This is a genomic window from Erythrobacteraceae bacterium WH01K (genome assembly GCA_027941995.1).
Taxonomy (GTDB): Bacteria; Pseudomonadota; Alphaproteobacteria; order Sphingomonadales; family Sphingomonadaceae; genus CAJXSN01.
In genome coordinates this window covers 2,149,333-2,174,641 of record CP115966.1, presented here as the reverse complement: position 1 = coordinate 2,174,641, position 25,309 = coordinate 2,149,333, and the positions used below count along the sequence as shown (strand labels likewise).

The following is a 25,309-nucleotide window of genomic DNA, read 5'->3' as shown; positions in this document are numbered from 1 at the left end:
TACTGGATTAACTCATGGACGGCCGGAAAAGGTCCACGGTTCACCGCGCCCGGGGGACCGGTCGTCCTCTTGAACGTGCGCCAGCGGGTGATGGAAGAAGGGCATCGGGATGCGCCCGAACCGGTACGCGGGGCGTTCCGCTTGGACCGATCGAAAGGCAAGCCCGTGTGGAAACGAGGCGCAACTCCGGTGGTTGTCCGCCGCGCAATCCTCCCCATCTAGCGCACCTGCACACGTTTTTGCGGCCCGTTTCGCGGGCCTGATCCAGCCTAACGCCGTCGGTCCTTGACAGGCGTGAACACAACAGGAACACAGCGTCCCCATGGCACTTACAAAGATTTCCGTGCGGGGCGCCCGCGAACACAACCTCAAGGGCGTCGATATCGACCTGCCGCGCGATGCGCTGATCGTGATCACCGGGCTTTCCGGCTCGGGCAAGTCGAGCCTCGCTTTCGATACCATCTATGCCGAGGGGCAGCGGCGTTATGTCGAGAGCCTGAGCGCCTATGCGCGCCAGTTCCTGGAGATGATGCAGAAGCCCGATGTCGAGCATATCGACGGGCTGTCGCCGGCCATCTCGATCGAGCAGAAGACCACCAGCCGCAACCCGCGCTCGACCGTGGCGACGGTGACCGAGATCTACGACTACATGCGCCTTCTATGGGCGCGGGTGGGCGTTCCCTACTCACCCGCGACCGGCCTGCCGATCGAGGCGCAGACCGTGTCCAACATGGTCGACCGGGTGATGGAGCTGCCCGAAGGCACGCGGCTCTATCTTCTCGCCCCCGTCGTGCGCGGACGGAAAGGCGAATACCGCCGCGAGCTGGCCGAATGGCAGAAGGCCGGCTTCACCCGCGTGCGGATCGACGGCGAACTTTATGCCATCGAGGACGCGCCCGCGCTCGACAAGAAGTTCAAGCACGACATCGAGGTGGTGGTGGATCGCCTCGCCGTAAAGGAAGGGCTGGAAAGCCGCCTTGCCGACAGTTTCGAGACCGCGCTGAAGCTGGCCGATGGCCTCGCCTATGTCGACCTGGCGGATGGCGTAGTGCCCGGACGCGAGGAGGAAGGGGCCGGCGGTGGCGCGATGAAAGGCGCAGGCCTCCCCGCCAACCGCATCGTCTTTTCCGAACAGTTCTCCTGCCCCGTGTCGGGCTTCACCATTGAGGAAGTCGAGCCGCGCCTGTTCTCCTTCAACGCGCCGCAGGGGGCCTGCCCGACCTGCGACGGTATCGGCGAAAAACAGCTGTTCGACCCGCAGCTGGTCGTGCCGAACGAGGCGCTCAGCCTGAAGAAGGGCGCGGTCGTGCCCTGGGCGAAGTCGAATCCGCCATCGCCGTATTACATGCAGGTGCTGGGCAGCCTCGCTAAGGAATACGGTTTCGACCTGACCACGCCGTGGGAAGAGCTGGGCGAAGCAAACCAGTCCGTCATCCTCCACGGCACGAAGGGCAAGCGCGTGCCGCTCACCTTCAAGGACGGGCGCAAGCAGTACACGGTGAACAAGCCGTTCGAAGGCGTGATCGGCAATCTCAACCGCCGGATGCTGCAGACCGAGAGCGCGTGGATGCGCGAGGAGCTGTCCAAGTTCCAGACCGCGCAGCCTTGCGAGACCTGCGGCGGCAAGCGGCTGAACGAGAAAGCCCTGTCGGTGAAGATCCCCGGGCCGCCGACAGAAGATGGGGCCGGCGTCACCGACATCGCCACGCCGACCAAGATGAGCGTCAGCGATGCAAAGGACTGGTTCCTCGGCCTCGACGAGCACCTGACCGAGCAGCAGTCGCAGATCGCGCGCGCCATCCTGAAGGAAATCAACGAGCGGCTGGGCTTCCTCGACAATGTCGGGCTCGATTACCTCAATCTCGACCGCACCAGCGGCACGCTCAGCGGCGGGGAAAGCCAGCGCATCCGCCTCGCCAGCCAGATCGGCAGCGGGCTGTCGGGCGTGCTCTACGTGCTCGACGAGCCGAGCATCGGCCTGCACCAGCGCGACAACGACCGGCTGCTGGAAACGCTCAAACGCCTGCGCGATCTCGGCAACACGGTGATCGTGGTCGAACATGACGAGGACGCCATTCGCCAGGCGGATCACGTGGTCGATCTCGGCCCCGGCGCGGGCGTTCGCGGGGGCGAGGTGGTGGCGCAGGGCACGCTGAAGCAGGTGCTGAAATCGAAGAAATCGCTCACCGCCGACTACCTCACCGGGCGGCGCGAGATCGCGGTCCCTGCCGAGCGGCGCAAGGGCAACGGCCACGAACTGACGGTCCACAACGCGCGGGCGAACAATCTGAACGGCGTCACCGCCAGCCTGCCGCTCGGCACCTTCACCTGCATCACCGGGGTCAGCGGCAGTGGTAAGTCCAGCTTCACCATCGACACGCTCTACGCCGCCGCGGCGCGCACGCTCAACAATGCGCGCGTGGTGGCGGGCGCGCACGACAAGGTCACGGGCCTCGAATATTGCGACAAGGTGATCGAGATCGACCAGTCGCCCATCGGCCGCACCCCGCGCTCCAACCCTGCAACATACACTGGCGCCTTCACCCAGATCCGCGATTGGTTCGCCGGCCTGCCGGAGGCGCAGGCGCGCGGGTACAAGCCCGGCCGCTTCAGCTTCAACGTGAAGGGCGGCCGGTGCGAGGCATGCCAGGGCGATGGCCTGATCAAGATCGAGATGCACTTCCTGCCCGACGTCTACGTCACCTGCGAGGAATGCGGCGGCAAGCGCTACAACCGCGAGACGCTGGAGGTGAAGTTCAAGGGCCACTCCATCGCCGACGTGCTGGACATGACGGTGGAGGACGCGGAAACCTTCTTCAAGGCCGTGCCCCCCATCCGCGACAAGATGCACATGCTGAACGAGGTGGGGCTGGGCTACGTCAAGGTCGGCCAGCAGGCGACCACGCTGTCGGGCGGCGAGGCGCAGCGGGTGAAGCTGGCCAAGGAACTGAGCAAACGCAGCACCGGCCAGACGCTCTACATCCTCGACGAACCCACCACCGGCCTGCATTTCGAGGACGTCCGCAAACTCCTCGAAGTGCTCCACCGGCTGGTGGACCAGGGGAACAGCGTGGTGGTGATCGAGCACAATTTGGACGTGATCAAAACGGCTGACTGGATCCTGGACCTCGGCCCGGATGGCGGTGTGCGGGGCGGGGAGGTCGTTGCGGAGGGGACGCCTGAGTCGGTCGCGGCGGTCGAGGCGAGCTGGACGGGGCGCTATCTTGCGCCGATGTTAGCGCGGCAGGCTGAAGCGGCGGAGTAGGTTGACATGACCTTAAGGCCTGATAATGAAACAAAGTGACAATTTTTTAAAAAGAAAGAAAAAATGAAAATCGAAACTTTGCAGATCGACAATTTTAGGGGAATTCGTTCCGCTCGTTTCGATAATTTAGGTGATACAGTCGTAATCGCGGGGCCGAACGGATCGGGAAAATCCTGCGTTTTTGACGCGATCCGGTTTCTGAAGTCCATATATGGTGGATACCAGCAGAATGAGGTGCAGCAGTGGTTTGGCGAGTTTCAAGTCAACCCTTCTAGGCTTCAGCAAGATCTTATAAAGCTCTTCAATGACAAAAATAAGCCGTTGCAGATTACAAGTGCATTCACGCTATCTGACGACGAGAAGAGCTATATAAATACCAATGCGCATGACCTCCTGTCACAAGCAGTTTGGCGGACGATACTGCCAGATGCTTTTAACTACGGGTTCTATACGCAGGTTCGCTATTCGGCGCAGTTTCGAGAAAGACAGCCTGAGGTCGATCAAAAAGTCGCAGAATTGATGCCAAAGTTCAAAGATGAACTTTCTCAAGACAAGCACATCGGCGAAATTATCTCGCATCCCCATTCTGGCATACAAGTCAGAGATTCCATTCTTCTGTCTGTGCTGTTCAACACTTACGATCCGCCTCATATCGGTGTCATCGACTATCATGGACCGATGCGGCTCTACACGCGGGACAATGTTCAGAATGTAACCCTGCATTTCGATCAAAGCCGTCAAGAGCAAAAGCGTCAAAGTTCGCTCTACAACTATAATTCAAAGTACGGCAACGTTAAGACAGAGCTTGCCTCTGCGTTTATTCAAGACATGCTCTCTGCCGCGAGTGAAGGGCGCGTTTCTAAGACGCCACCCTTAACCGACACTCTTAAAGAGCTGTTCGACACTTTCTTTCCCGATAAGAAGTTCCTGGGACCCCAGCCGACTGGTGAAGGAAACCTCAACTTCCCGGTTCAGGTTGGTGCAGAGGCAACTCACGATTTGGACGAGCTAAGTTCCGGTGAGAAGGAAGTCTTGTATGGCTATCTTCGAATGCGAAATACGGCGCCTAAAGACTCGATAATTCTGCTAGATGAGCCCGAGCTGCATTTGAACCCGCGACTAATTCGGGGACTGCCGCAATTTTATCGCAAGCACCTTACGGTAGCGCTCAATAACCAAATGTGGCTCGTATCGCACTCTGATGCCTTGCTGCGAGAAGTCGTTGGCAAGACGGGATACGACGTGTTCCATATGGTGCCCTCGACGTCTGCCGTTTCCCAGCAAGGCCAATTGAAGACGATCAAGGTCGGCGACGCGATGGATGCTGCGATTGTCGACTTAGTTGGCGATGTCGCCGCTTATAAGCCTGGCGCGAAGGCGGTCATCTTAGAAGGCGGAGGCGACGCGGAATTTGATATTCAATGTGTGTCAACGCTTTTCCCTGAGTTTGCAGCAGAAGTGAATCTACTTTCGGGTACTAACAAGGTTCGTGTTAAGGCGCTGCTGGAAACCCTAGCGTCGGGTGCCGAGAAAGGTATCGACACGAAATTTTACGCAATTGTCGATCGCGATACGGACGAATTTGACCCTTCTGCAAAGGAGAAGGTCGATCTGTTCTCGTGGGATGTTTATCACATCGAGAATTATCTTCTGGAGCCACAGTACGTATTGAAGGCCATGCATTCCCTTGGCTTAGGGAAAGAGTTCACCGAAGATAAGGTGTTGGATCAACTTCGAGAGTGCGCTCGTGAAATTCGACCCGAACTGCTGCGCATGAAGCTGCAAGATCACGTGAATGACACAATGATCCGCGCAATCAATATAGGTGTCGACAAGAGCGCAGAAGATTTGGCCAAATCGATCAATGCGTCGATTCAAGGATCGGTTAAAAGAATTAATGAATTAACGACTGGCGCTGCTTCTGAAGAGCGCCTCGCTGAATTTGTAACTCAGGAAAACGACCGCTTGGATGCGAGCTTTGCGGATGGATCGTGGCGAGGCACAATTCCAGGCCGACCTATCCTGAAAAGGTTCGTTTCAAGGGTCGAGCTTGGTGTCGCGTACGAGCCCTTTCGAAACCTCATCATTACTCGAATGGCAGATGATGGGTTCGAACCAGAAGGAATGCAGCAAGTATTGCGGAAGGTTCATTCTTGGTAAATGTAGGGCCACGGCGCCTCCATTGGAACCAAAGTGGTGTCCTACTACCCAAATCCGTACACCTAATCCGGTTCACTCAAACCCATGAGGTGAACCATGAACGTTCTCGCCACCATCGAAGCCGCCCCACCGCCGGTCCTCGCGGGGAGGGGCACACCGCGTTCTCGCCCCGGTGGGTCGAGTTGTCCAAAAATTTTCCAGTACTCGGCCATGTCCGACTCGCATGCCTCGCAATGCGGTTTGGTCGGTAGTGCTGTCCTACACGCCGCGCATCGTATAACTGGTCCGGTTCCCTGAAAACCGATCACAGGTGAACCGATGTCTTTTCCGATCTATCCGAGCAACCATCCGCTTCCTTTCGCTGCCGCGCGTGCGTGGCTGGGGCATGTGGACGCTGGCCGTATTGGCGCGCGTCCGGTGCAGAGTGCTGCGTTGAAGGCGCGGCATGCGCGTAACGAGCTGGTGGTTTTGGGAAGAGTCAGTTTGTTTTGACCCTGCGGGCGGAGCACGTCCGTGCTCCTTGCTTCGCCGCATAAGCGGCGGCGGGCGGTCGCCGTTCTGCCTTCGGCAGTGCTTCGCAACGCGGTCGGCTGGTCGCCGACCGTTCTTTCGCTTCCCATAATTTGTTCGTGTGCTGAGTCTTAGTTCGCTTGCTCGCGCACGCTGATCGCGGCGCGATGGGCGCTCTGTCTCGGCGCTAGTCGGCGACGGGATCGCCAGTTCCCTCGCGGGCCACCGGTGCGTCGCGCCCCATGGTCCAGTTGGTCTGCATCCGCACCTTCGGATTGGGTGCGCACCAGATTTCGCCCGTGTCGTCGATCGCGGTGACCCAGATCAAATTGTGCTCCGGCCCGTAATCGATGACCGCCATGGCCAGGCCCTTCCCGCGGTCCAACACGATGACGGGGAGGGGCGGGTCGAGCTGGGTAAACATGGCGGGTGTCCTCCGGACCGATCTGCAAAATTGCAGGAATGCACCTGCCTCCAACGGGCGAAACGGGCGGATGGCTGCCGGAAAACCGCTTGCTTTTTGTTGCTGTCCTACAGGGCGCTCGCGCGGTTAGGGGCGGGGGGACCCGCCGGCGCCTGCCCCTTCCAGCGCTGCCGCGCGGGTCCATGCCCGCTTTCTTGCCCAAGGACATCGCCCCCATGACAGACACGCCCGACACCTCCGCAACCCCTCCGGCCAAGCGCGATCACAAGGCCCGCAATCACAGGTCGTGGTCGCGGCGTAAGATGGTCGTCTTCCTGCGCGAACTTGCCGCCTCGCAATCGGTCAGCCAGGCGGCGAAGGCGGTGGGCATGTCGCGCCAGTCGGCCTACGTCTTGCGCAACCGGCTGCGCGGCACGCCTTTCGACCTCGGCTGGGAAACGGCGCTGGAGCTGGGCTTCTCTCAATTGGCGCAGGCGGTCATGGACCGTGCCGTCAATGGCGAGGAGGTGCCGCATTATCACGGCGGCGAACTGGTCGGCACGCACCGCAAATACGACAACCGCCTGGCGCAGTGGATCCTGCAAAACCCGTGGGAGCTGGGACGCATGCAGGTCGCGCGCGAATATACCTCACCCGGCTTCGAGGCCTTGCTGGAGCGGATCGAGTGGGCGGGCTTCGACTGGGAGGAGGGGGAGAGCCTGCCGGTGACAGGCGGGCCGATCACCGACCGGGAAGAGGGCCGCAAGCTGGAAAGCGGCTTCCTGAAGACCAGCTGGTATGCCGACATCGTGGAATACCGGAAGAAGCGCGGGCGCAAATAGCGCAGGTCGCGGCCTCGCCGGTGCGGGTCCGGGCGGCCTGCGGCGTGTTGGATTTGTAGGAAATATTCATGCGCGGCGCCCTGTTTCGGCGGCGGCCGGTGCACGGCGCTGGACCTCGCGGAAATGCGCGCTTTGCAAGGGATGACACGCAGGGGCGCGGTGTCACTTGTGTCACCCGGCGCGGGGGATTTTCGGATGGAGCGCGCCGGAACCGTCCTACAGGGGGGCGGGTAGGGGTTGCGCGCCTCCCGGTCAGCTGGTGATCAGCTCCAGCTCCACCGTGCCGTGGCCGCGCTGGACCAGGCCGATCTTTTGCGCTGCGGCCCGGCTGAGATCGAGCACGCGGCCCGGGGTGAACGGCCCGCGATCGTTGATGCGCACGATGACCGAGCGGCCATTGCCGGTATTGGTCACGCGCACCTTGCTGCCGAAGGGCAGGCGTTTGTGGGCGGCGGTCATCGCGTTCATGTTGAACCGCTCCCCGTTCGCGGTGCGGCGGCCATGGAAGCGGCGGCCGTAATAGGATGCGATTCCCGAGCCGAGCGAGCGGCCGCTGGCTGTGTCCACCGGTTCCGGCTCGGGCGCTTCCTCGATCGGCGGATCGATGGTGGTGAGGTCGACGACATTGCCGGCGGGCGCCGGTGCGTCGGGCAGTTCGTCGAACGGGGCGAAGGCTTCGTCCAGGTCGGGGGCAATCCCCTGCTCCACAGGCGCGGAGACATATTCCGAACCGGGCGCGGAGGCCTGGGCAGGCATGGCGAGCATAGCGGCGGCACCAACGGCAAGCGCGGCGCGCAGGCGAATCTGGGAGGTCTGAACCGTCATAGTAGAGGCGGCTTAGCCCTTACGTGCGCGTCAAGTACAGTTAACGGCCGGCAAACGGGCGCGGGCACGCAACGACTCCCGCCGAAACGTGGCAAAAGGGCGATAAACCGTGGGAACGGTGGAAAAAGGAGCGCTGAATGGAGGAAATTGAGCCTTCCCAGAGCGAAAAGACAAATGGGGCCGGCATTGCTGCCGACCCCACTCTCACCGTGCGTGGTCGCTTCCTTCATGGCATTCCTCGCGGTTTGCCGCGTCCGAACCGCTCTTGGCGCCAGGTGTTTTCCCGTTCATCCGCACCGCGCGTTTCGGCGTGGCGGGGTGTCCGGTTCTGTCACCGGCGCTCGCACCGGCATCCGGTCCGATCCGGGTGGTGGGCCTTCGGGTCTCGCGTCCGCCGACTGGCTTTCGCGTGTTCCGCCGGCTCCGAACCATCCGGTCCTTCCCGAGACTGGCTTCCCCATTGGTCGAACCTTCGAGCGGCGCGATCTTGGTGCAGGGCACGTCGACCGTTCCTTCGGTTTTCGACCGGTTTGTCCAGCCCATGGCCTCCAACTTCGTCAGGGTCTCAACACTTCCATCGCATCGGGCCGAGGCCTTCCGCAATGTCCGCTCTTCCCGGACGTGGACAGTGGAGCCCACGCCGAAAGACCTATGAAAACACCGAAATATCAATCCCTAAGGATGTCTATCTCGAAACGTTTTCGCTCTCTCGATGGTTGGAGACTGCGCCTCGGAAACGAGTCGGGCAAGGGGACCATGCGCGAGTTATCCACGCGGTCCGGTTTTCGCTGTGGACAGCGGTGGATAACTCGGCAGCCCGTCGCGGGCGGTCGGTTACGTAGCGGAATCCCGGCGCGCCAGCAGCTTCAGGCGAAGCGCGTTGAGGCGGATAAAGCCTTCGGCATCCTGCTGGTCGTATGCTCCGGCATCGTCTTCGAACGTGACGTGGGCTTCGGAATACAGCGAGTGTGCGCTCTTGCGGCCGACCACCCCTGCGACGCCCTTGTAGAGCTTCAGCCGAACGGTTCCGGAGACCTTGTCCTGGCTATGGTCGATCGCGGCCTGCAGCATCTCGCGTTCGGGCGAGAACCAGAAGCCATTATAGATCAGCTCCGCATAGCGGGGCATCAGCTCGTCCTTCAGATGCGCTGCGCCGCGGTCCAGCGTGATCTGCTCGATGCCGCGATGGGCGCGGGCATAGATTTCGCCGCCCGGGGTTTCGTACATTCCGCGCGACTTCATGCCGACGAAGCGGTTCTCGACAAGATCGAGCCGGCCGATGCCATGCTTGCGGCCGAGATCGTTGAGCGCGGCGAGCAGGTTTGCCGGGCTCATCGCTTCGCCGTTCAGGGCGATACCGTCACCCTTCTCGAAATCGATGGTGATGTATTCCGGCGTGTCCGGCGCGTCCTCGGGATCGACGGTGCGGGAGTAGACATAACCCGGCGTTTCTTCCCACGGGTCTTCCAGGACCTTGCCCTCCGAAGAGGTGTGGAGGAGGTTCGCGTCGGTCGAGAACGGGCTTTCGCCGCGCTTGTCCTTGGGAACGGCGATCTGGTGCGCCTCTGCCCATGCGATGAGGGCGGTCCGGCTGCCGAGGTCCCATTCACGCCAGGGCGCGATGACCTGGATGTCGGGATCGAGCGCGTAGGCGGAAAGTTCGAACCGGACCTGGTCGTTGCCCTTGCCGGTCGCCCCATGGGCGATGGCATCGGCGCCCGTCTCGTGCGCAATCTCGACAAGACGCTTGGAAATGAGCGGACGGGCGATCGAAGTTCCCAGCAGGTAGTCGCCTTCGTAACGCGCATTGGCGCGCATCATGGGGAAGACGTAGTCGCGCACGAATTCCTCGCGCACGTCCTCGATGAAGATGTGCTTGTCCGGAATACCCATGGCGCGTGCCTTTTCACGCGCAGGCTCGATTTCCTCGCCCTGGCCGAGATCGGCGGTGAAGGTCACCACCTCGCAGCCGCGCTCCACCTCCAGCCACTTTGCAATGACGCTGGTATCCAGCCCACCGGAATAGGCGAGGACGACTTTCTTCACTTCGGACATCGGAAACTCCTGACTGGCGCGAGCCGGTATCAGCCGCGTCGGAAGCGGGCAAGCGGTCTTGGCCGTCGCTCAGCCTGCCAGAAGATCGGCCTCCCGCTTGGCCATGTAGTCGCGGGTGACGGGCAGGGCGCGCCGGCTGCGGGTGAACTGGATCTGGTAATTGCACATGCCGCCGTGCTCGAACGCCGCAGTCGCGCCGCTGAGATAGAAGGTCCACATGCGGTAGAACCGCTCGTCATAGATGGCGACGATGGCATCACGGTGCTGGACGCAGCGCCGGTACCATTCGCGCAAGGTATACGCATAATGCAGCCGCAGGGTTTCGACATCGGTCGCGATCAGGCGCACCTTCTCGCTCGCACGGACAGTCTCGCTCAGCGCGGGAATGTAACCGCCCGGGAAAATGTATTTCCGGGTGAAGGCGTCGGTCGTGCCCGGGCTGCCCATACGGCCGATGGTGTGGAGCAGCATGACCCCGTCTTCCCGCAGGAGACGCCCTGCCGCCTCGAAAAAGGTCTGGAACTGCGGGCGGCCGACATGTTCGAACATGCCGACCGAGACGATCCGGTCGAAGTTCTCGCCGCTCGCCGCCAGATCGCGGTAATCGACGAGGCGGAAGTCGATGCGATCGGCGACGCCGGCTTCGCTGGCGCGGGATTTTGCCAGTTCCAGCTGTTCGCGCGACAGGGTGATACCAGTCACGCGCACGTCGAACCGGCTGGCAAGGTAGATGGCCATGCCGCCCCAGCCGCAACCGATATCGAGCACGCTGTTACCGGGCTCGATCGCCAGTTTGGCCGCGATATGCGCCAGTTTCGCCTCCTGCGCCTCGCCCAGGGTCATGCCCGCCTCGCGGCGCTCTTCCGGCCAGTAGGCGCAGCTATATTGCATGTGCTCTTCATCCAGCATCAGCCGGTAAAGATCGTTGCCGATGTCGTAATGATGGGCGACGTTGCGCTTCGCGCCGACGGAATTGTTGACCTGTTCGGCAGCAAAGGCGGCAGTGTTCTGCACGCGTTTCACAAGGCCGGGCCTGCCGAAACGGCCGCCCCTGTCCCATGGCGAATTCGCGCGCAGCAGGTACACGAGACCCATCACGTCGCCGCGTTCGATCAGGAGGCGGCCATCCATGAAAGCCTCGGCTGCGCCAATGCGCGGATCGAATACGATGTCGCGGGGAACCCTGCTGTCGGTCAGCCGGATGGCGACGTCGGGGAAACCGTCCTCGGGCGTGCCGTATTGTGCCGTCTCGCCGCCGGAATAGGTGACCGTGAGACTGCCCTGTCTCACGCCTTTCCTCAAGAAACGGTGCAACAGAGTGTGGCTCATGGATTACCTCTTCATGATGCGATCAATTCAAATGCCGGCATACCACTGGTAACCGGAGCGATCCTCCCAATATCCGCCCTTTCCGGCACCGATCCCGTCGAGGCTGGCGACGGCTTCGATAGCGGTCAGGTACTTGGCATGCTTGTAACCGAGCTGGCGTTCGATCCGCATGCGCGCCGGTGCACCGTTCCTGACGGGCAGCGGCTCGCCATTGAGCCGGTGCGCGACGATCGTCTGCGGGTGATAGGCATCGAGCATGTCGACACTCTCGTAATAATCCGCCCCGTTCAGATTGTCCGCACAGCGAAACACGATGAAGCGCGCGCCGTCCTGCACGCCTGCCGCATCGAGGATGAGAGAAAGCTGGGGGCCGGTCCACTGGCCGATGGCGCTCCAACCCTCGACGCAATCATGCCGCGTGATCTGCGTGCGCTGGGGGAGGGCGCGAAGGTTTTCCATGGAAAGGGACAGCGGGTTGTTGACCAGTCCGCGAACCTCGATCCGCCAGTCCGCGAAACCGGCTGCGGCCTGATCCTGGTAATCGCCGTTCTGCGGATCGGTCGAGCCATTGCCACGAAAGAATGGGGAGATGTCTTCCGGCCCGTATTCCGGGGCAAGAGCGGTCCGTCCGCCCAGCGCATCATGGATGCCCTTGTGCCAGTTGGGCGCCGCTTCGAGCAGCGCCTTGCCGGGTCCGGTTTCCCCGATCTTCTGGCATCCGGCGACGAAGGCGGCACCGATGCCGACGATTACGCTGCGCCGCTTCATCGCGCGCCTCCCTTTGCAGCCTTGTCATCCTCCATGCGTCCGCCTGCGATCATTCCCCATATTTGCCGGAGCGGTTTGTTAACGACGACCAGCAGCACGTGCACGACGAAGAAACCGAAAATAAGCCACGCGAATATGAAGTGAAGGCTTCGCGCGCTCTGCCGCCCGCCGAGGATGTCGGTCAGCCATCCGAGCCACGGCTCGACCCCCGGGCTCATCGCCATGCCGGTGAAGATCATCATCGGCAGGAATATGCCCAGTACGAGGCCGTAGGCGACCTTCTGGAGGAAATTGTACTTGCCGGCACCATGATCGAAATCGAACCGTGCGTGCGCCTTCACATCGGCCCAGACATTGGCCGGCCTCCATTCGCGGCGCGTGGTTGCGATGTCTTTCTTGAAATGCCTGTTGGCCAGCATGCTCGCCCACATGAAAAGGAGAGCCAGGGCAAAGGGCCAGGACATGAGAACGTGCCAGTCACGCGCCTGTGCGAGGCTGTAGAAGTCTGGAATGGTCATCCAGCCCGGGAAGCGCGGAACTTCGAGCCAGGCCTGCTCCGGAGCGAAGCCCCAGTCGCCCCAGTACAGCCGCCGGTGTGCGTTCGAGATGTTGAGGCCGGACATGAAGAGAACGACCACGCAGACAAGGTTGGCCCAGTGCCAGATGCGCGTGGCAAGTCCGTGTTTTCTCGCCGCGCCTCTCATACGGATTCTTTCTTTTCTGCCTGCTGCCGTGCGAGGAAGATGACGTCGCGCGGCTGGTCGAGCAAGTGCTGGCCGCTATCGACGAACAGCGTCTCACCACTGGCTAAGTGCCCCTCTGCAAGGAAAAGGGCGGCATCGCACATATCGCCCAGCGACGTCTTTCGGTGAAGGAGGTTCATGCGGTGGGAAATCTCCGTCTCCTCGCGCGCCTGATCATGGCTCGCGAGAATGGCACCGGGGGCAAGGCCGTAGACGCGGTCAGCCGGATGACGGCGCGCCATGGACAGCATCGGAATGGCGCCCGCGACTGCGTGCTTGCTCATGGTGTAGCTGAAGAAATCGGGATTGGTGTTTTCCAGCTTCATATCCGTCAGCTGGATTACCCGGCGGCCTGCGACGCTTTGCGCTTCGCTGAGAAAGGTCTGGGCCAGCTGGACAGGGGAGCGCGCGTTGACGGTCATGGCAGCGTTATACGTCCGGGGGTCCAGCCCGGTTACGGCATCGTTCTCGAAAACGGCGGCGCAATTGATGAGGGCACGCCAATCGGTCAGCCGCTGGGCAAGGGAGTGCATCGCGGCCACCGCGGCATCGCCGTCCGCGAGATCGAAACCGATCGTCTCTGCATTACCCAGCCGGGCTGCGAGAGCCTCGGCTTCTTCGCGGCTGGATCTGTAATGGATGACCACATGCCAACCCGCGCTGGAAAAGGCTTCGCACAGTGCCGCACCAATGCGCTTTGCGCCTCCCGTGACCAGAACCGAGGGTGCGGTCATGTCACATGGGTCCGATGCAGACCTTTGCACGGCGAGCAGCGGGTGAACCGGGTGAGGTGCAGTGCCATTCGGCCCTTTGAGCAAAAGTGCGCGCTTCAGGGAAGGACGTGCAGCGTTTGCCGATGAAAAAAGGGCGCACCGCCCATTGGCGACGCGCCCTTTCGTGGATTGCGAAACGTCAGGAAATCAGCGGCACTGGAGACTTCCGCGATCGATCTCGCGTCCCAGCAGGCCACCAGCCACGCCGCCGATGATGGCGCCCAGCGTCCTGTCGCCGCGACCGGCGATCTCGGAACCTGCGAGCGCACCGACACCTGCGCCGATTACCAGACCGGTCGTGCCGTTGTCGCGGCGACAGTAATACTGTCCGCCATCGCCGCGCCATACGCGGTCATTGCGACTGATGCGGCGCGGCTCGACGTAACGGCCGCGGGAATCGTAAATCCGCGAACGTTCCTTCGCACGCTTGCCATGGGCCGGAGCCCAGCTGGGGGGATCGGCCTTCGCCGGGGAGGGCGCGACAATACCGGTCGCGGAGGCGCCGGTCACGGCCAGGGCCGAAGCTGCGATGAGAGCGGTGAAAGTCTTCATGTGTATTTCCATTGTTGCGATTGCGATGTGAGGGAAACGCCGCGTTTCGCCACTGTTTCCACAACGCCCGATGAACGATGGAAATCCATGGGGTTTGCGAGCCGAGCGGTGCTTGCGCAGCGTCGAATTGCGTCAGGAAATGGCCTTGCGCACCCGGTCGCGTAGCTTGTCGGACAGTCCCTCCAGTGCAGCGATCGCCTCCAGTTCGTCGCGCTGCGGCTGACTTTCCTTGTCATAGATCTTGGCGAAAACGCGCGCGACCGGCCAATCCGCGTGACCTTTTTCAATCCGGTGCAATTCGTCGCCCGCTCTCGCGAAGCCCTCTTCCAGAACGCGGTAATACCAGCCGGACCGGTGGGATCGCACGACCTCTGCCGCCATGCCTTTCACGCCGAAACGATGATCGATCTTCCAGCAGGGCTGGCGCGGCTGGCTGACTTCCAGCACCGCCGTTCCCAGGCGGAACCTGTCCGCGATATGCACATCGCTTTCCGTCAGTCCAGTAGCGACGATATTCTCCCCGAAGGCGTTGGCGCTATCGAGCAAGGGGTGAGGGCCCAGCTTTTCTCGCCACCAGTCGTAATGGTCCCGGGGATAATGATGGATCGCCATGTCGATCCCGCCATGGACCCGCGTATCGGCAACCATGTCGCCCACGATTCCGAAGTCGCGAATTTCCGCATCGCCGCTGACCGGCAGCTTCGCGATGGCACTCATTTCCGCGCCATTGAAAGGTTGCGGCTGGCCGATACAGATCGATCGAACGGTCACGCCGGCCATCATGATTTCCTGACCGTGAGGCCCAGCCATTCGCGAACGACACCATCGCTTCCGTTGCCGGTGTAACGGTCCGATTGGACGATGGAGAACGCGGCATCGCCATACTGCTTGTGCAACCAGGTTGCCGAGGGCAGGCTGGTCCAGCGGCCCAGCGGATCGCGGCCCTCGTCCGGATGGTCCTTGTCGCCCAGCTTGAAATTGGCGAAATGCAGGCCGCCGGGGCGCAGGGCTTCGTAAATTTTTGCCAGTATGCCGGGGAGGGCATCGCGCGGTGCATGAAGCAGCGATGCGTGCGCCCAGACGGCATCGTACCGGGCCTTCCCGGCGAGCTCATCGAACCGCATGACCCGCGCCGATATGCCGAAGCGTTCTTCAGCCTTGCGGACCATGGCCGCGGCCCCGTCCGTCGCATCGACGCGGAAGCCGCGATGAATCATGCGGGATGCATCGAGACCGCATCCGCACCCGAGTTCAAGGATATCTCCATTCGGCGGGAGCAGCTCGAGAAAGGGATCGAGATGCCGGTGATGAAACTCCGCCGTGCTCGCCGTGTAATGCGGTGCAGCCGCCTCGTAGTAATCGAGGGTTGCCTGGTCCCAGATCACGCGGCGTCGGCTTGGGCCGCTTCCCTGTCGCGCTGGGCCCGGCTCTTCTTCTCCGCAGCTGTCTTCAACTGACCGCACGCAGCGTCGATGTCCCTGCCTCGCGGAGTACGAACGGGGGCACTGATGCCGCCTTCGAACACGATATTCGAAAACGCACGGATCCGTTCCGGGGTGGAGCATTCGTAGATGCTGCCCGGCCACGGATTGAACGGGATCAGATTGACCTTGGCTAGCAGGTCGTATTCCCTCAGCAGGCGGACCAGTTCGCGGGCGTCGTCGTCGCTGTCGTTCTTGTCCTTCAGCATGACATATTCGAACGTGATCCGGCGGGCATTGGAGGCGCCGGGATAATCGGCACAGGCCTGCAGCAGTTCCTCGATACCGTATTTCCGGTTGATCGGCACGATTTCGTCGCGGATTTCCTTGGTTACCGCATGAAGGGACACGGCCAGATTGACGCCGATCTCTTCTCCGCAGCGCTCCATCATCGGCACGACCCCGCTGGTGGAAAGCGTAATCCGCCTCTTGCTCAGCGCAAGGCCTTCGCCGTCCATCACCAGTTTGAGCGCGTCGCGGACATTGTCGAAATTGTAGAGCGGTTCGCCCATGCCCATCATGACGATGTTGGTCAGCAGGCGGCCGTCGGACTGGTAGTCGGCCTCGTCCGCATCGTCGGCAAAATCCATCTTGCCCTTCGGCCATTCGCCAAGGGCGTCGCGCGCCAGCATGACCTGGCCGACGATTTCGCCCGGCGTGAGATTGCGGACGAGCCGCATGGTTCCCGTGTGGCAGAAGGTGCAATTGAGCGTGCAGCCGACCTGGCTGGACACGCAGAGCGTTCCGCGATCCGCATCGGGAATGAACACCATTTCGAAATCATGACCGTCGTCGGTCTGAAGCAGCCACTTGCGGGTTCCGTCATTCGAAACCTGCGCTTCGACGACATTGGGCCTTCCCACGATGAAGTGCTTTGCCATCCATGGACGCATTGCCTTGCCGATGTCGGTCATCGCCTCGAAATCGGTGACGCCGCGGTGGTAGAGCCAGTGAAACACCTGCTTCGCGCGCAGTTTCGCCTGCTTGGGGTCAAGGCCCGCAGTCTCGAAAAGTTCGCGGACCCGCGACTTGGGCAGGCCAAGCAGATCGATCCGCCCATCTTCACGCGGAGTGATATCGCGCGGGGCAGGGACCGGATCGACCTGTCCGGGGATGGGCATGACGGCTGTATCGGGCATCGCCCGAATATAGGGCAGATCGCTCGGAAAGTCATCATGTGGACTGCTTCAAGCGGTGCTGTCGGTAGTTTCCTAGCTGAGACAGAGCGACACAATGTGTCTCTTTTGCCACAAATTCTTGTTGTCTCAGGTTCATGAAACTGCGGGGCTTTGTCGCCGTTGGGTGCTGCACAGGGGAGAAAACTCTCAACGAAACTGGAGTACTACAATGAAAAAGGTCGCAACCCTGCTGCTGGCAGGTTCCACCATCGCCATCGCTGTCCCGGCGGCAGCACAGGACAATTCCGCATTCACCGGCCCGCGCGTCGAAGCCGTCGTCGGTTATGACAATCTTCGTGCCGGCAGCGACATCGACAACGATCTGCAGGGCAATATGGATGACCAGGACGCCGACGGCGTGACCTACGGCGCGGCTGTAGGTTACGACGTGGCCGTCGGCGGCGTCGTTCTGGGCGCAGAAGCCGAACTGACGGAATCCTCCGCAGGCGTGGACATCAATCCCGGCGGCGATCCCAACCTGTTCGGCCTGGGCAATGTCAATGCAGGCCGCGACATCTATGTCGGTGCCCGTGTCGGCGCGCTCGTCGGTGACCGTGCGCTGGTCTATGCGAAGGCCGGTTACACCAATGCCCGGTTCGACATCCAGGGTGCGCGCGGCAACGAAATCGACAGCCGCAGCCTCGACACCGACGGCTATCGCCTCGGCGCCGGTGCGGAATATGCTCTCACCGAAAACACCTTCGTAAAGCTGGAATACCGCTATTCCAACTATTCCGAAGGCGAGATCGATTTCGAGCGTGAAGACGTCGCCGACACCGATCGTTTCGACGTCGACACCGATCGTCACCAGATCATGGCGGGCGTCGGTTTCCGCTTCTGATCGCGGGCAAACCGTAGTTCTCGAAGGGGCGGGCAGAGATGCCTGCCCCTTTTCGTATCAGCCGATATCGGCGCAGCCCACTGTGGCGGCATCCATCGCCGTCGCCGCCCCGCCAAGATCGTAGGTATTCGAAAAGCGCCGGCTACGCGCATCGACCGCGCTGATCGTCATGGACCCGGCGGCGCGAATGGCGGCTACGATCGCAGCGTCGGAGGACGCGCTTTGCGCCCAGGCGTTCGAACGGTCGCCTTTCAGAACAAATTGCTTGTCGCTGATCCGCAGCCTTATCGGCCGATCCTTGGCGAGATTTCGTGAAAGACGGAAATGCACCTGTCCGCGAACCTTGCGGGTGGGCCATGTTCCGACGCTGGCGAAAGGTTCGTGATCGCGTTGCAACCGGCTGGGCGCAGCCTTCGCGATCGCGTAGCAGCGCGGTGTTTCCGCGTCCCGGAACGCGCCCCAGTCGCCGAAGACGCCGAGGCTGTCCTTCGCGTGCAGCGGAGCGATGGCCGTGCCCAGCAGCACCGAGCCCGTCGCAATGGTGAACAGGCTGCGGGTCACGCGCCCATCCTTTCTGCAAAGTGGGGATAGGAAATCGCCATGACTTCGAGTTCCTCCACCCCGGCGGGCAGGCGCAGGGTCCTTACATCGCCGACACTTGCCCCTCGCAGGGCCCGGGCCATGGGGCTTGTCCAGCCGATCTTGCCTTCCGAGGGAAGCTGTTCGTCATCGCCAACCAGCGTCAGGGTCCGCCGTTCATCGTCCTCGTCCGCCAATTCGACGGTGGCGCCGAAGAGCACCCGATCGCGGTGTTCCTGCGTGGCGGGATCGATAATGCGCGACCATTTCATGCGGCGCGAAAGATGCGCGAGTTCGCGGTCGATCTCGCGCATTCGCTTACGACCGTACAGGTAATCGCCATTCTCGCTGCGATCGCCGTTTCCAGCGGCCCAGCTGACAATCTCGACGATCTCCGGTCGCTCCTTCCCGATCAGATGGTCATACCGCGCCTTCAAGGCGGCATAACCATCTGGCGTGATGGGATTGGTCCGCTGGTCCCCCATGGCCATTCCTGAAGCCTAGCGCAGGAACTCGTTTGCCATACGAGCACGCCCGAACTCGGCGCGATCGGGATAGAGATGTTCGTACACCGCGGCATTCTCGATCACACGCTGGACGTAGTTCTTCGTCTCGAAGATCGGGATGCGTTCGATCCAGGTTAGCCAGTCCACGCTGCCATTGCGCGGATCGCCATTGGCGCGCAGCCACTTGTTCACATTGCCCGGCCCGGCATTGTAAGCCGCGATCGCAAGCGGGTAGCTGCCGTCATAATAGCTCATCATGCGGGCGAAATACGCGTTCCCGAGCTGGACGTTGTAGCTGGGTGAGCTGATCAGATCGTCCTGGCGGTAGCTCATGCCCAGCATCCCGGCCTGCTCCCGCGCCGTGCCCGGCATCAGCTGCATCAGGCCGCGCGCGCCGGCATGGCTGATCGCGTTCTGGGCGAACTGGCTTTCCTGCCGTGCAATGGCGTGGACGAACGTCCAGTTCGAACCCGGCGGCGTCTGGAGCGTCGGGAAACCCTGGGCCACGAAATCGGGAAGGCCATCGGCGCCCGCAGCTTCCGTCACGTTGACGGCCAGATCGCGGCGACCGGTTTCGCGTGCAAGCTCGCTCACCAGCACGTGTTCTTCGGGCGTATCCGCACTTTGTGCGACTTCCTGGTAGAACCGGATGCCGGTGCGCCACGGTGCACCGCGCGCAACTTCGCGCACAGCGTTGGCCAGGGCAGAGCGATTGAAGGCGTCGCGCTGTTCCGCCGTGGGCTGGGCGGTCGGCTGGGCAGCAAGGGAAGGAACGCCGCGGCCGAGCTGCGCAAGGGCGAGTTGCCCATAGAACCGCTCAGGATAACGGGCAGCCATCTCGTAATAGCGCGTCGCTTCGGCCATGTCGCCGGCCCGCTGGCTGGCAAGACCGGCCCAGTAGAAGCCCTTCGACCGTGTCTGGGGGGTCTGGGCTGCCGCACCATAGCGATAGAACAAGGGCGCCGCTGTACGGCCGTCACCCATCCGCCAGAGCGCATTGGTGCCGCCGGCCCACATCAGCGACGTGTAATCGTCGCGCGTGCGATAGCTTTCCTTGCTGACATCCGTGTCGGCGGCGAAAACATCGTCGACTTTCTGTGCGATGCGCACGGTGTCGCTGGCGCTTGCTTCCCGCGCAACGCGCAGCATCTCGCTGATCATCGTTTCGGAATCGTGCGGCACGCTGTTGAAGTTCGGACGGTTCACCAGCACGTCGACGGCGCTGCTGGTCCGGCCGTCGATCCGGTGATAGCGCGACATGTTGTAGACATAACCGGGATCGGCACGCAGATTGCCCGGCGCACCATAACCCGCCGCCATGGGCGACTGGCCCTGCAGGGTGGCAAGGCGGGCGGCGAAGCCGTCTCGGCGCATCGGTGTGACATAGGCGATCTGGCGCGCCCCAGCCTCTCCGTCACGCTGCCAGAGCAGGGCGTTCATCCGGGCATCGTGATCGTCCGGCGTAAAGCGACCGGCGAAAATGCCCATCATGTACGCCTCTGCCGGACCGCTCATATTGCCGCCGCGCCATGCTGCGCGCGCGACATCGAAAGCCTCGGGCCGGTTGAGCGTGGCGAGGGCCAGGGCATAGCGCGCCCTCGCGGAATTGGTGACCGGAGGCAGGGCGTCGAAGAATGCTACCAGCTGCTGCGGCGTGGGCGTGGCGTTATCAAGCGCATTTTCCGCCCGTTCCTGCAGCGTTTCGGCCTGCGGAAAATCGGGATAGGTGAGCAGGAAGCCTGCATACTGGTCGAACGACAGGTCACGCTGCCCGATCAGGTATTCCCACCTGTTCACCGCATCGGCCATCCGGACGGGCTGCTGCGCGACGAGGCTGGCGCGCGCGCTGTCCCATCCTGCCGCGTTCTGCGCGGCGGCCTGGGCGGGAGCAAAAAGGGCGGTGGTCGCTGCCAGAGTTGCAGCGTAGAGGGGAATGCGTGTCATGCTGGACATCATGTCCGGCGGCTCCTTATCAGGGACTGAATGGGCGGTGGATTCTTCGTCTAATTCTGCATTGCACTTAAGACATTAGAGGAACTGAGCAAATGTTCTCCGGCTCGATACCCGCCCTTGTGACTCCTTTTCGCGACGGATCGTTCGATGAAGCTGCCTTTCGCCGTCTTGTCGACTGGCAGATCGACAATGGATCGAATGCGTTGGTACCCTGCGGAACCACCGGGGAAGCATCGACGATCTCCAATGCAGAACATCACCACGTAGTCGAAGTCTGCGTGGAGCAGGCGGCGGGGCGCGTGCCGGTCATCGCGGGCTGCGGATCGAACGATACGCGCAATGCCCTGCTCCATATGCAATTCAGCAAGAAGGCGGGGGCGTCCGCCGGTCTTTGCGTTGCCCCCTATTACAACCGCCCCAGCCAGCCAGGCCTGATCGCGCATTTCAGCCATCTGGCCGAAAACAGCGACTTGCCGATCGTCCTTTACAACGTGCCGAGCCGCACGGTCACCGACATAGAAGACGAGACGGTCGTCGAACTGGTCCGCAAGTTCCCGGACCGCATCGTCGCGATCAAGGATGCCAGCGGCGACCTGTCGCGCGTGGCCGACCACCGCATGGGGCTGGACGCAGATTTCTGCCAGCTTTCGGGAAATGACGAATTGTGGCTGCCCCACTCCGCTGCGGGCGGGGCTGGCTGCATTTCTGTGACCGCGAATGTTGCGCCGGCACTGTGCTCCCAGTTCCACGAGGCCATCGCGGCGAACGACCTGGTAAAGGCGCGCGAACTCAACGACCGCCTTTTCCCGCTGCATTACGCGATGTTCTCCGATGCCAGCCCGGCGCCTGTGAAATACGCACTCAGCCGGGTGCATGACTGGGTCCAGCCCGATGTCCGTCTGCCACTGTGCAGCGCCAGCGAGGCGTCGCGCAAGGCCGTCGACGAGGCGCTTGTGCACGCAGGAATCCTGTGATGCGCCGCGCCTGCATCGGTATACTCGCCCTCGCGCTGGCCTCCTGCGCGACCGTGCCACAGCCGGACGAGACGCTGGATTCGCTGGCGCAGGACTACGTGGTCCTGCAACTCGCCATCGGCGAGAAAGAGGACGGGTACATCGACGCCTATTACGGTCCCGACGAACTGCGGGAACGGTCGGTCGCAGAGCTTTCGGCGAAGGATGTGCCGCAGCTCGAAATCCTTGCAGCGGCCTTGCGCAAGCGGATCGACCGGTATGCCGATGACGGTGTCCAGGGGACCAGCATGGATGAGCGCCGGGCCCGCTTTCTGGTCGCCCAGCTGACGGCGGCGCATACGCGCCTGCGAATGATGCAGGGTGAGCAGATCCCGTTCGTTCAGGAGGCCGAAGGACTTTTCGGCGTCACGCCCGAAACGCCTGCGCTCGGAAGCTTCGATCCCGTCCTTGCCCGGATCGAGCGATTGGTTCCCGCTGCCGAAGGTTCGAGCGCCCCTCTCTGGAAGCGTCTCGACGACTATTACGCCCGCTTCAACATCCCGGAGGATCGCCTGCAGGCGGTGTTCGATGCTTCCATTGCGGAGTGCAAGCGCAGGACGCTGGAACACATCGCCATGCCGGAGGGCGAAAGCTTCACGCTTCGCTTCGTGACCGACAAGCCGTGGAGCGGATACAACTACTATCAGGGGGGCTACGCCTCGAAGATCGAGGTCAATACCGATCTGCCGATCAGGCTCGACCGCGCAGTCGATCTTGGGTGCCACGAAGGCTATCCGGGACATCACGCGTTCAACGCGCTGCTCGAGAAGAACCTCGTGAACGATCGCGGATGGACGGAATTCTCGATCTATCCGCTTTATTCCCCGCAATCGCTCATTGCCGAAGGCAGTGCGAATTACGGCATACCGCTGGCCTTTCCCGGCGAAGAGCAAGTGCGTTTCGAGACCGAGGTGCTCGCCCCGTTAGCCGGCTTGCCGACGGAAGACCTGGCGGAATACGCCGCCCTGCGGGATGCTTTGAAGGACCTGGGGCCAGCACGCTACACGATCGCCGCAGAATACCTCGCGGGCAAAATGTCCGGCGAGGAAGCGATCGAACTCCTGCAGCGCTACCAGCTTGTCTCGCCGGAGCGGGCGGCCCAGTCTCTGCGCTTCATCGACACCTATCGCAGCTACATCATCAATTATGGCCTCGGCCGCGACATGGTGAGCTCGTGGATCGAACGCGGCGATGCCGATGCGACGATCCGGTGGGAGCGAATGGAACGTTTGCTGAGCGAACCCAGCCTGCCAAGCGACCTGCTGGCGGAATAAGAGGACGGGGCGTCAGCGCTCCATTCACTCGGCAGGATTGTGACGCTCGACGAAGGCGACGGTCGCGGTAAGCATTGCTTTCCGGGTCTCTTCGGCCGAGAGCCAGTGATCTTCACCGTCCAGCGCGACGAGCGTCACATCCTTGCCAGCGTCTTTCAGCGCATCCTGCATCAGCACGCTCTGGCGAAATCGGACTACCGTGTCGTCACGTCCATGGACAAGCAGGACGGGGGCATCGGTCTTCGCGGCACGGTGGCGCGGTGATAGGGCCTTCAGGTCGGGATCGGAGCCGAGCATTCTTTCGGCATTCCGGCTGAAGACATCTTCCAGCCCCGTGAGTGTCGAACCGAACATATCATTGAGATCGCTGACCCCGTTCACCGATACGGCGCAGCGATAGATTCCCTGCTGCAAAGTGACGCCCGCCAGCGCTGCATAACCGCCATAGCTTGCCCCGACGATGCAGGCGCGGTCCGGATCGCCAATCCCGGCATCGGCCAAGGCTTTCAGGCCGTCGGACAGGTCGGTCTGCATCTTGCGTCCCCATTCCCCGTCACCGGCAGCGCGAAACGCGTCGCCGCGATCCGTCGCGCAGGCGTATTCCGTCTATCCGGCTGCTGAGAGGGCGATAAATGAGCCGGTCGACAGCCGTTTGCTGCCACAACTCGGAAGGCTGACCACCGGTTAGCGACGTTCTCCAGTAACGCGTCCGGCCTCCACGGTAATCGGAATAGATGGCAGCGGTGCCGTCTGGCGAAAGACCGTGGATCCCAACGCGGACAAGGTCCTGCGTCCCCGATGCAATGACATCGTCGGACGCGTTCGAAATCGTCCAGCGGCCGCTGTCCAGATCGACGTCCAGCTTTGCCGCGACCTTGCCGTCATCGGCAATCACCTAGTCGCGATCCTGCTGTCTGGACGAGAACAGGCCGGGGGTGGGTGGATAACCAACGAGTTCCACCGCTCCGCTTCGCAAGTCCACTTCGAACAAGGAGGGGTGACCATCCAGAATGCGGTCCTTCACTCCCGACAGGTCGCCCTTTCGAAATCCGCCGAAATACCCCTTCCAGCTGTCGCCGACCTGCCGGATGCCATAAAAGCCTAGGATGGCGTTTGCCACGTAACGCTGGTCTGCGAAAACCGAGATTACCTGGCACCGGTCATCCAGAGGTATGACATTGGCGCGCAACCATTCGTTCCGGACGCTCCCGAGGCCCAGTTTAGGAGCCACGGTTTCGCTCCTGACAAGAAGGATCGCTTCATCGCCGACCCAGTCGATCGAGCGCACCTTCGTATCGCCCGCCAGAAGCCGTTTCACAGCCTTGCCCTCGCGGTCCAGGATCACGACAACCCGCTGGCCGGCATTCGCCATCAGCATGGCAGTGTGCGCCCCGCTCGGTGAAAGCACGGCCTGTTCGATCTGCGGAAGCTCTGCGTAAACCTCGACCGGAATCGTCGGCGCCGTTTGCGCTGCTGCAGGCAGGGCGGTAGCAAACAGTGCAAGGGGGGGCAGTCAGCAGTGCTGGAAACCGGATCGACATGGACGTGCTCGTTTTTTCGTGATGATGCTTCCGGCTTCATGATGGCTTGCTTCGCCACTGGCAAACCAAATGACGGCATGATGCACCGGATCGGTGCGCAGGGGTTTTCCTTTTGCCTTCGCGCGCCTACATCGCCCAGCCCATGGCAAGACCCAAACCCGAGACTTTCGACAAGCAGAAAACCGTCGCGGAAAACCGGCGGGCGAAATTCGATTACGCCATCGAAGACAAGTTCGAGGCAGGCATCGCGCTGCAGGGAACGGAAGTGAAGGCGCTGAGGGCAGGCGAGGCGACGATCGCCGAAAGCTATGCCGAAATTCGCGACGGGCAGGCCTGGCTCATCAATGCCAACATTCCCGAATTCAGCCACGGGAACCGCAACAATCACGAGGCGAAGCGCCCGCGCAAGCTCCTGCTTCATGGCCGCGAGATTCAGCGGCTGCTGGGCGCGGTGGAGCGCAAGGGCATGACGCTGGTCCCGATGTCGATCTATTTCAACAAGACCGGCCGTGCGAAGGTGGAGCTGGCTTTGGCCAAGGGGCGGCAGGCGAAGGACAAGCGCGAGTATATCAAGGATCGCGACTGGAAACGGGACAAGGCGCGGATCATGCGCGACCAGGGCTGACCGCATTCCCCGGCAAGCTTGGAATTCGGTGCGGTGCAATTCACCTTCTGGCCATTGAGACCGTGCTATCCATGTGGGCCATAATGTTTCCCG

25 protein-coding genes are annotated in these 25,309 nt (G+C 62.0%); 7 read left to right on the top strand and 18 right to left on the bottom strand.

Features of this window, described 5'->3' with window-relative positions; translation table 11 throughout:
- Positions 1-322 precede the first annotated feature (322 nt).
- A complete protein-coding gene (uvrA, locus tag PF049_10665; protein ID WBY16054.1) occupies positions 323-3,265 on the top strand; it encodes an excinuclease ABC subunit UvrA in 2,943 nt (980 codons plus the stop codon).
- A 63-nt stretch (positions 3,266-3,328) separates the two neighbouring features.
- Positions 3,329-5,425 (top strand): AAA family ATPase, encoded by a 2,097-nt coding sequence (locus tag PF049_10660; GenBank protein WBY16053.1) that lies wholly within the window; start codon positions 3,329-3,331, stop codon positions 5,423-5,425.
- A 697-nt stretch (positions 5,426-6,122) separates the two neighbouring features.
- Here PF049_10660 and PF049_10655 read toward each other — a convergent pair.
- Positions 6,123-6,359 carry a hypothetical protein gene (locus tag PF049_10655; GenBank protein WBY16052.1) on the bottom strand — a complete coding sequence of 79 codons (237 nt, stop codon included), beginning with the start codon at positions 6,357-6,359 and terminating at the stop codon, positions 6,123-6,125.
- A 215-nt stretch (positions 6,360-6,574) separates the two neighbouring features.
- Here PF049_10655 and PF049_10650 point away from each other — a divergent pair, with 215 nt between their 5' ends.
- A complete protein-coding gene (locus PF049_10650; protein ID WBY16051.1) occupies positions 6,575-7,180 on the top strand; it encodes a hypothetical protein in 606 nt (201 codons plus the stop codon).
- A gap of 252 nt (positions 7,181-7,432) precedes the next feature.
- On the opposite strand, the gene PF049_10645 is transcribed toward PF049_10650, so the two are convergent.
- From PF049_10645 to rlmN, 11 genes are all read right to left on the bottom strand, one after another.
- Complete coding sequence (locus PF049_10645) at positions 7,433-8,005, bottom strand: septal ring lytic transglycosylase RlpA family protein (GenBank protein ID WBY16050.1); 573 nt, start codon at positions 8,003-8,005, stop codon at positions 7,433-7,435.
- A gap of 204 nt (positions 8,006-8,209) precedes the next feature.
- On the bottom strand, positions 8,210-8,548 hold the full coding sequence (locus PF049_10640) for a hypothetical protein (GenBank protein ID WBY16049.1): 339 nt from the start codon (positions 8,546-8,548) through the stop codon (positions 8,210-8,212).
- A 291-nt stretch (positions 8,549-8,839) separates the two neighbouring features.
- Entirely contained in the window at positions 8,840-10,060 is a 1,221-nt protein-coding gene (locus tag PF049_10635; GenBank protein ID WBY16048.1) for an argininosuccinate synthase, read from the bottom strand.
- A gap of 69 nt (positions 10,061-10,129) precedes the next feature.
- Entirely contained in the window at positions 10,130-11,389 is a 1,260-nt protein-coding gene (locus PF049_10630) for a class I SAM-dependent methyltransferase (GenBank protein ID WBY16047.1), read from the bottom strand.
- A 27-nt stretch (positions 11,390-11,416) separates the two neighbouring features.
- On the bottom strand, positions 11,417-12,157 hold the full coding sequence (locus PF049_10625) for a molybdopterin-dependent oxidoreductase (protein WBY16046.1): 741 nt from the start codon (positions 12,155-12,157) through the stop codon (positions 11,417-11,419).
- Entirely contained in the window at positions 12,154-12,861 is a 708-nt protein-coding gene (locus tag PF049_10620) for a cytochrome b/b6 domain-containing protein (protein ID WBY16045.1), read from the bottom strand. The genes PF049_10625 and PF049_10620 overlap by 4 nt, the downstream gene beginning before the upstream one ends.
- The gene (locus tag PF049_10615; protein WBY16044.1) at positions 12,858-13,634 is read right to left on the bottom strand and encodes an SDR family oxidoreductase; all 777 of its coding nucleotides are present in this window, start codon (positions 13,632-13,634) and stop codon (positions 12,858-12,860) included. The genes PF049_10620 and PF049_10615 overlap by 4 nt, the downstream gene beginning before the upstream one ends.
- Positions 13,635-13,820: 186 nt before the next feature.
- The gene (locus PF049_10610; GenBank protein WBY16043.1) at positions 13,821-14,225 is read right to left on the bottom strand and encodes a glycine zipper 2TM domain-containing protein; all 405 of its coding nucleotides are present in this window, start codon (positions 14,223-14,225) and stop codon (positions 13,821-13,823) included.
- 132 nt (positions 14,226-14,357) lie between these two features.
- Complete coding sequence (locus tag PF049_10605) at positions 14,358-15,035, bottom strand: MOSC domain-containing protein (GenBank protein WBY16042.1); 678 nt, start codon at positions 15,033-15,035, stop codon at positions 14,358-14,360.
- The gene (locus PF049_10600) at positions 15,005-15,610 is read right to left on the bottom strand and encodes a class I SAM-dependent methyltransferase (protein WBY16041.1); all 606 of its coding nucleotides are present in this window, start codon (positions 15,608-15,610) and stop codon (positions 15,005-15,007) included. The genes PF049_10605 and PF049_10600 overlap by 31 nt, the downstream gene beginning before the upstream one ends.
- Positions 15,607-16,845 (bottom strand): 23S rRNA (adenine(2503)-C(2))-methyltransferase RlmN, encoded by a 1,239-nt coding sequence (gene rlmN / locus PF049_10595; protein WBY16040.1) that lies wholly within the window; start codon positions 16,843-16,845, stop codon positions 15,607-15,609. Before rlmN ends, PF049_10600 begins: the two co-directional genes overlap by 4 nt.
- A 208-nt stretch (positions 16,846-17,053) precedes the next feature.
- On the opposite strand from rlmN, the gene PF049_10590 reads away from it, so the two are divergent.
- On the top strand, positions 17,054-17,725 hold the full coding sequence (locus tag PF049_10590) for an outer membrane beta-barrel protein (protein WBY16039.1): 672 nt from the start codon (positions 17,054-17,056) through the stop codon (positions 17,723-17,725).
- A 57-nt stretch (positions 17,726-17,782) separates the two neighbouring features.
- On the opposite strand, the gene PF049_10585 is transcribed toward PF049_10590, so the two are convergent.
- From PF049_10585 to PF049_10575, 3 genes are read right to left on the bottom strand one after another with little or no spacing between them, the layout of a single operon-like run.
- Positions 17,783-18,286: a hypothetical protein gene (locus tag PF049_10585; GenBank protein WBY16038.1), complete on the bottom strand. Its 504-nt coding sequence runs from the start codon at positions 18,284-18,286 to the stop codon at positions 17,783-17,785.
- Positions 18,283-18,795 carry a GreA/GreB family elongation factor gene (locus PF049_10580; protein ID WBY16037.1) on the bottom strand — a complete coding sequence of 171 codons (513 nt, stop codon included), beginning with the start codon at positions 18,793-18,795 and terminating at the stop codon, positions 18,283-18,285. Before PF049_10580 ends, PF049_10585 begins: the two co-directional genes overlap by 4 nt.
- Positions 18,796-18,804: 9 nt before the next feature.
- Positions 18,805-20,763, bottom strand: a complete 1,959-nt coding sequence (locus tag PF049_10575; protein WBY17904.1) for a lytic transglycosylase domain-containing protein — start codon at positions 20,761-20,763, stop codon at positions 18,805-18,807.
- 92 nt (positions 20,764-20,855) lie between these two features.
- On the opposite strand from PF049_10575, the gene dapA reads away from it, so the two are divergent.
- Positions 20,856-21,737: a 4-hydroxy-tetrahydrodipicolinate synthase gene (gene dapA / locus PF049_10570; GenBank protein ID WBY16036.1), complete on the top strand. Its 882-nt coding sequence runs from the start codon at positions 20,856-20,858 to the stop codon at positions 21,735-21,737.
- The gene (locus PF049_10565; GenBank protein ID WBY16035.1) at positions 21,737-23,050 is read left to right on the top strand and encodes a hypothetical protein; all 1,314 of its coding nucleotides are present in this window, start codon (positions 21,737-21,739) and stop codon (positions 23,048-23,050) included. The genes dapA and PF049_10565 overlap by 1 nt, the downstream gene beginning before the upstream one ends.
- Positions 23,051-23,074: 24 nt before the next feature.
- Here the strand turns inward: PF049_10565 and PF049_10560 are convergent, their stop codons facing one another.
- The 3 genes from PF049_10560 to PF049_10550 are packed head-to-tail and all read right to left on the bottom strand — an operon-like array spanning position 23,075 to position 24,458.
- Positions 23,075-23,584 carry a prolyl oligopeptidase family serine peptidase gene (locus tag PF049_10560; GenBank protein WBY16034.1) on the bottom strand — a complete coding sequence of 170 codons (510 nt, stop codon included), beginning with the start codon at positions 23,582-23,584 and terminating at the stop codon, positions 23,075-23,077.
- Between the two features lie 19 nt (positions 23,585-23,603).
- Positions 23,604-23,945: a hypothetical protein gene (locus PF049_10555; GenBank protein WBY16033.1), complete on the bottom strand. Its 342-nt coding sequence runs from the start codon at positions 23,943-23,945 to the stop codon at positions 23,604-23,606.
- Positions 23,946-24,458, bottom strand: coding sequence for a hypothetical protein (locus PF049_10550; protein WBY16032.1), 513 nt, complete (start codon positions 24,456-24,458; stop codon positions 23,946-23,948).
- A 275-nt stretch (positions 24,459-24,733) separates the two neighbouring features.
- Here PF049_10550 and smpB point away from each other — a divergent pair, with 275 nt between their 5' ends.
- Positions 24,734-25,216 (top strand): SsrA-binding protein SmpB, encoded by a 483-nt coding sequence (gene smpB / locus PF049_10545; GenBank protein ID WBY16031.1) that lies wholly within the window; start codon positions 24,734-24,736, stop codon positions 25,214-25,216.
- Positions 25,217-25,309: the final 93 nt, after the last annotated feature.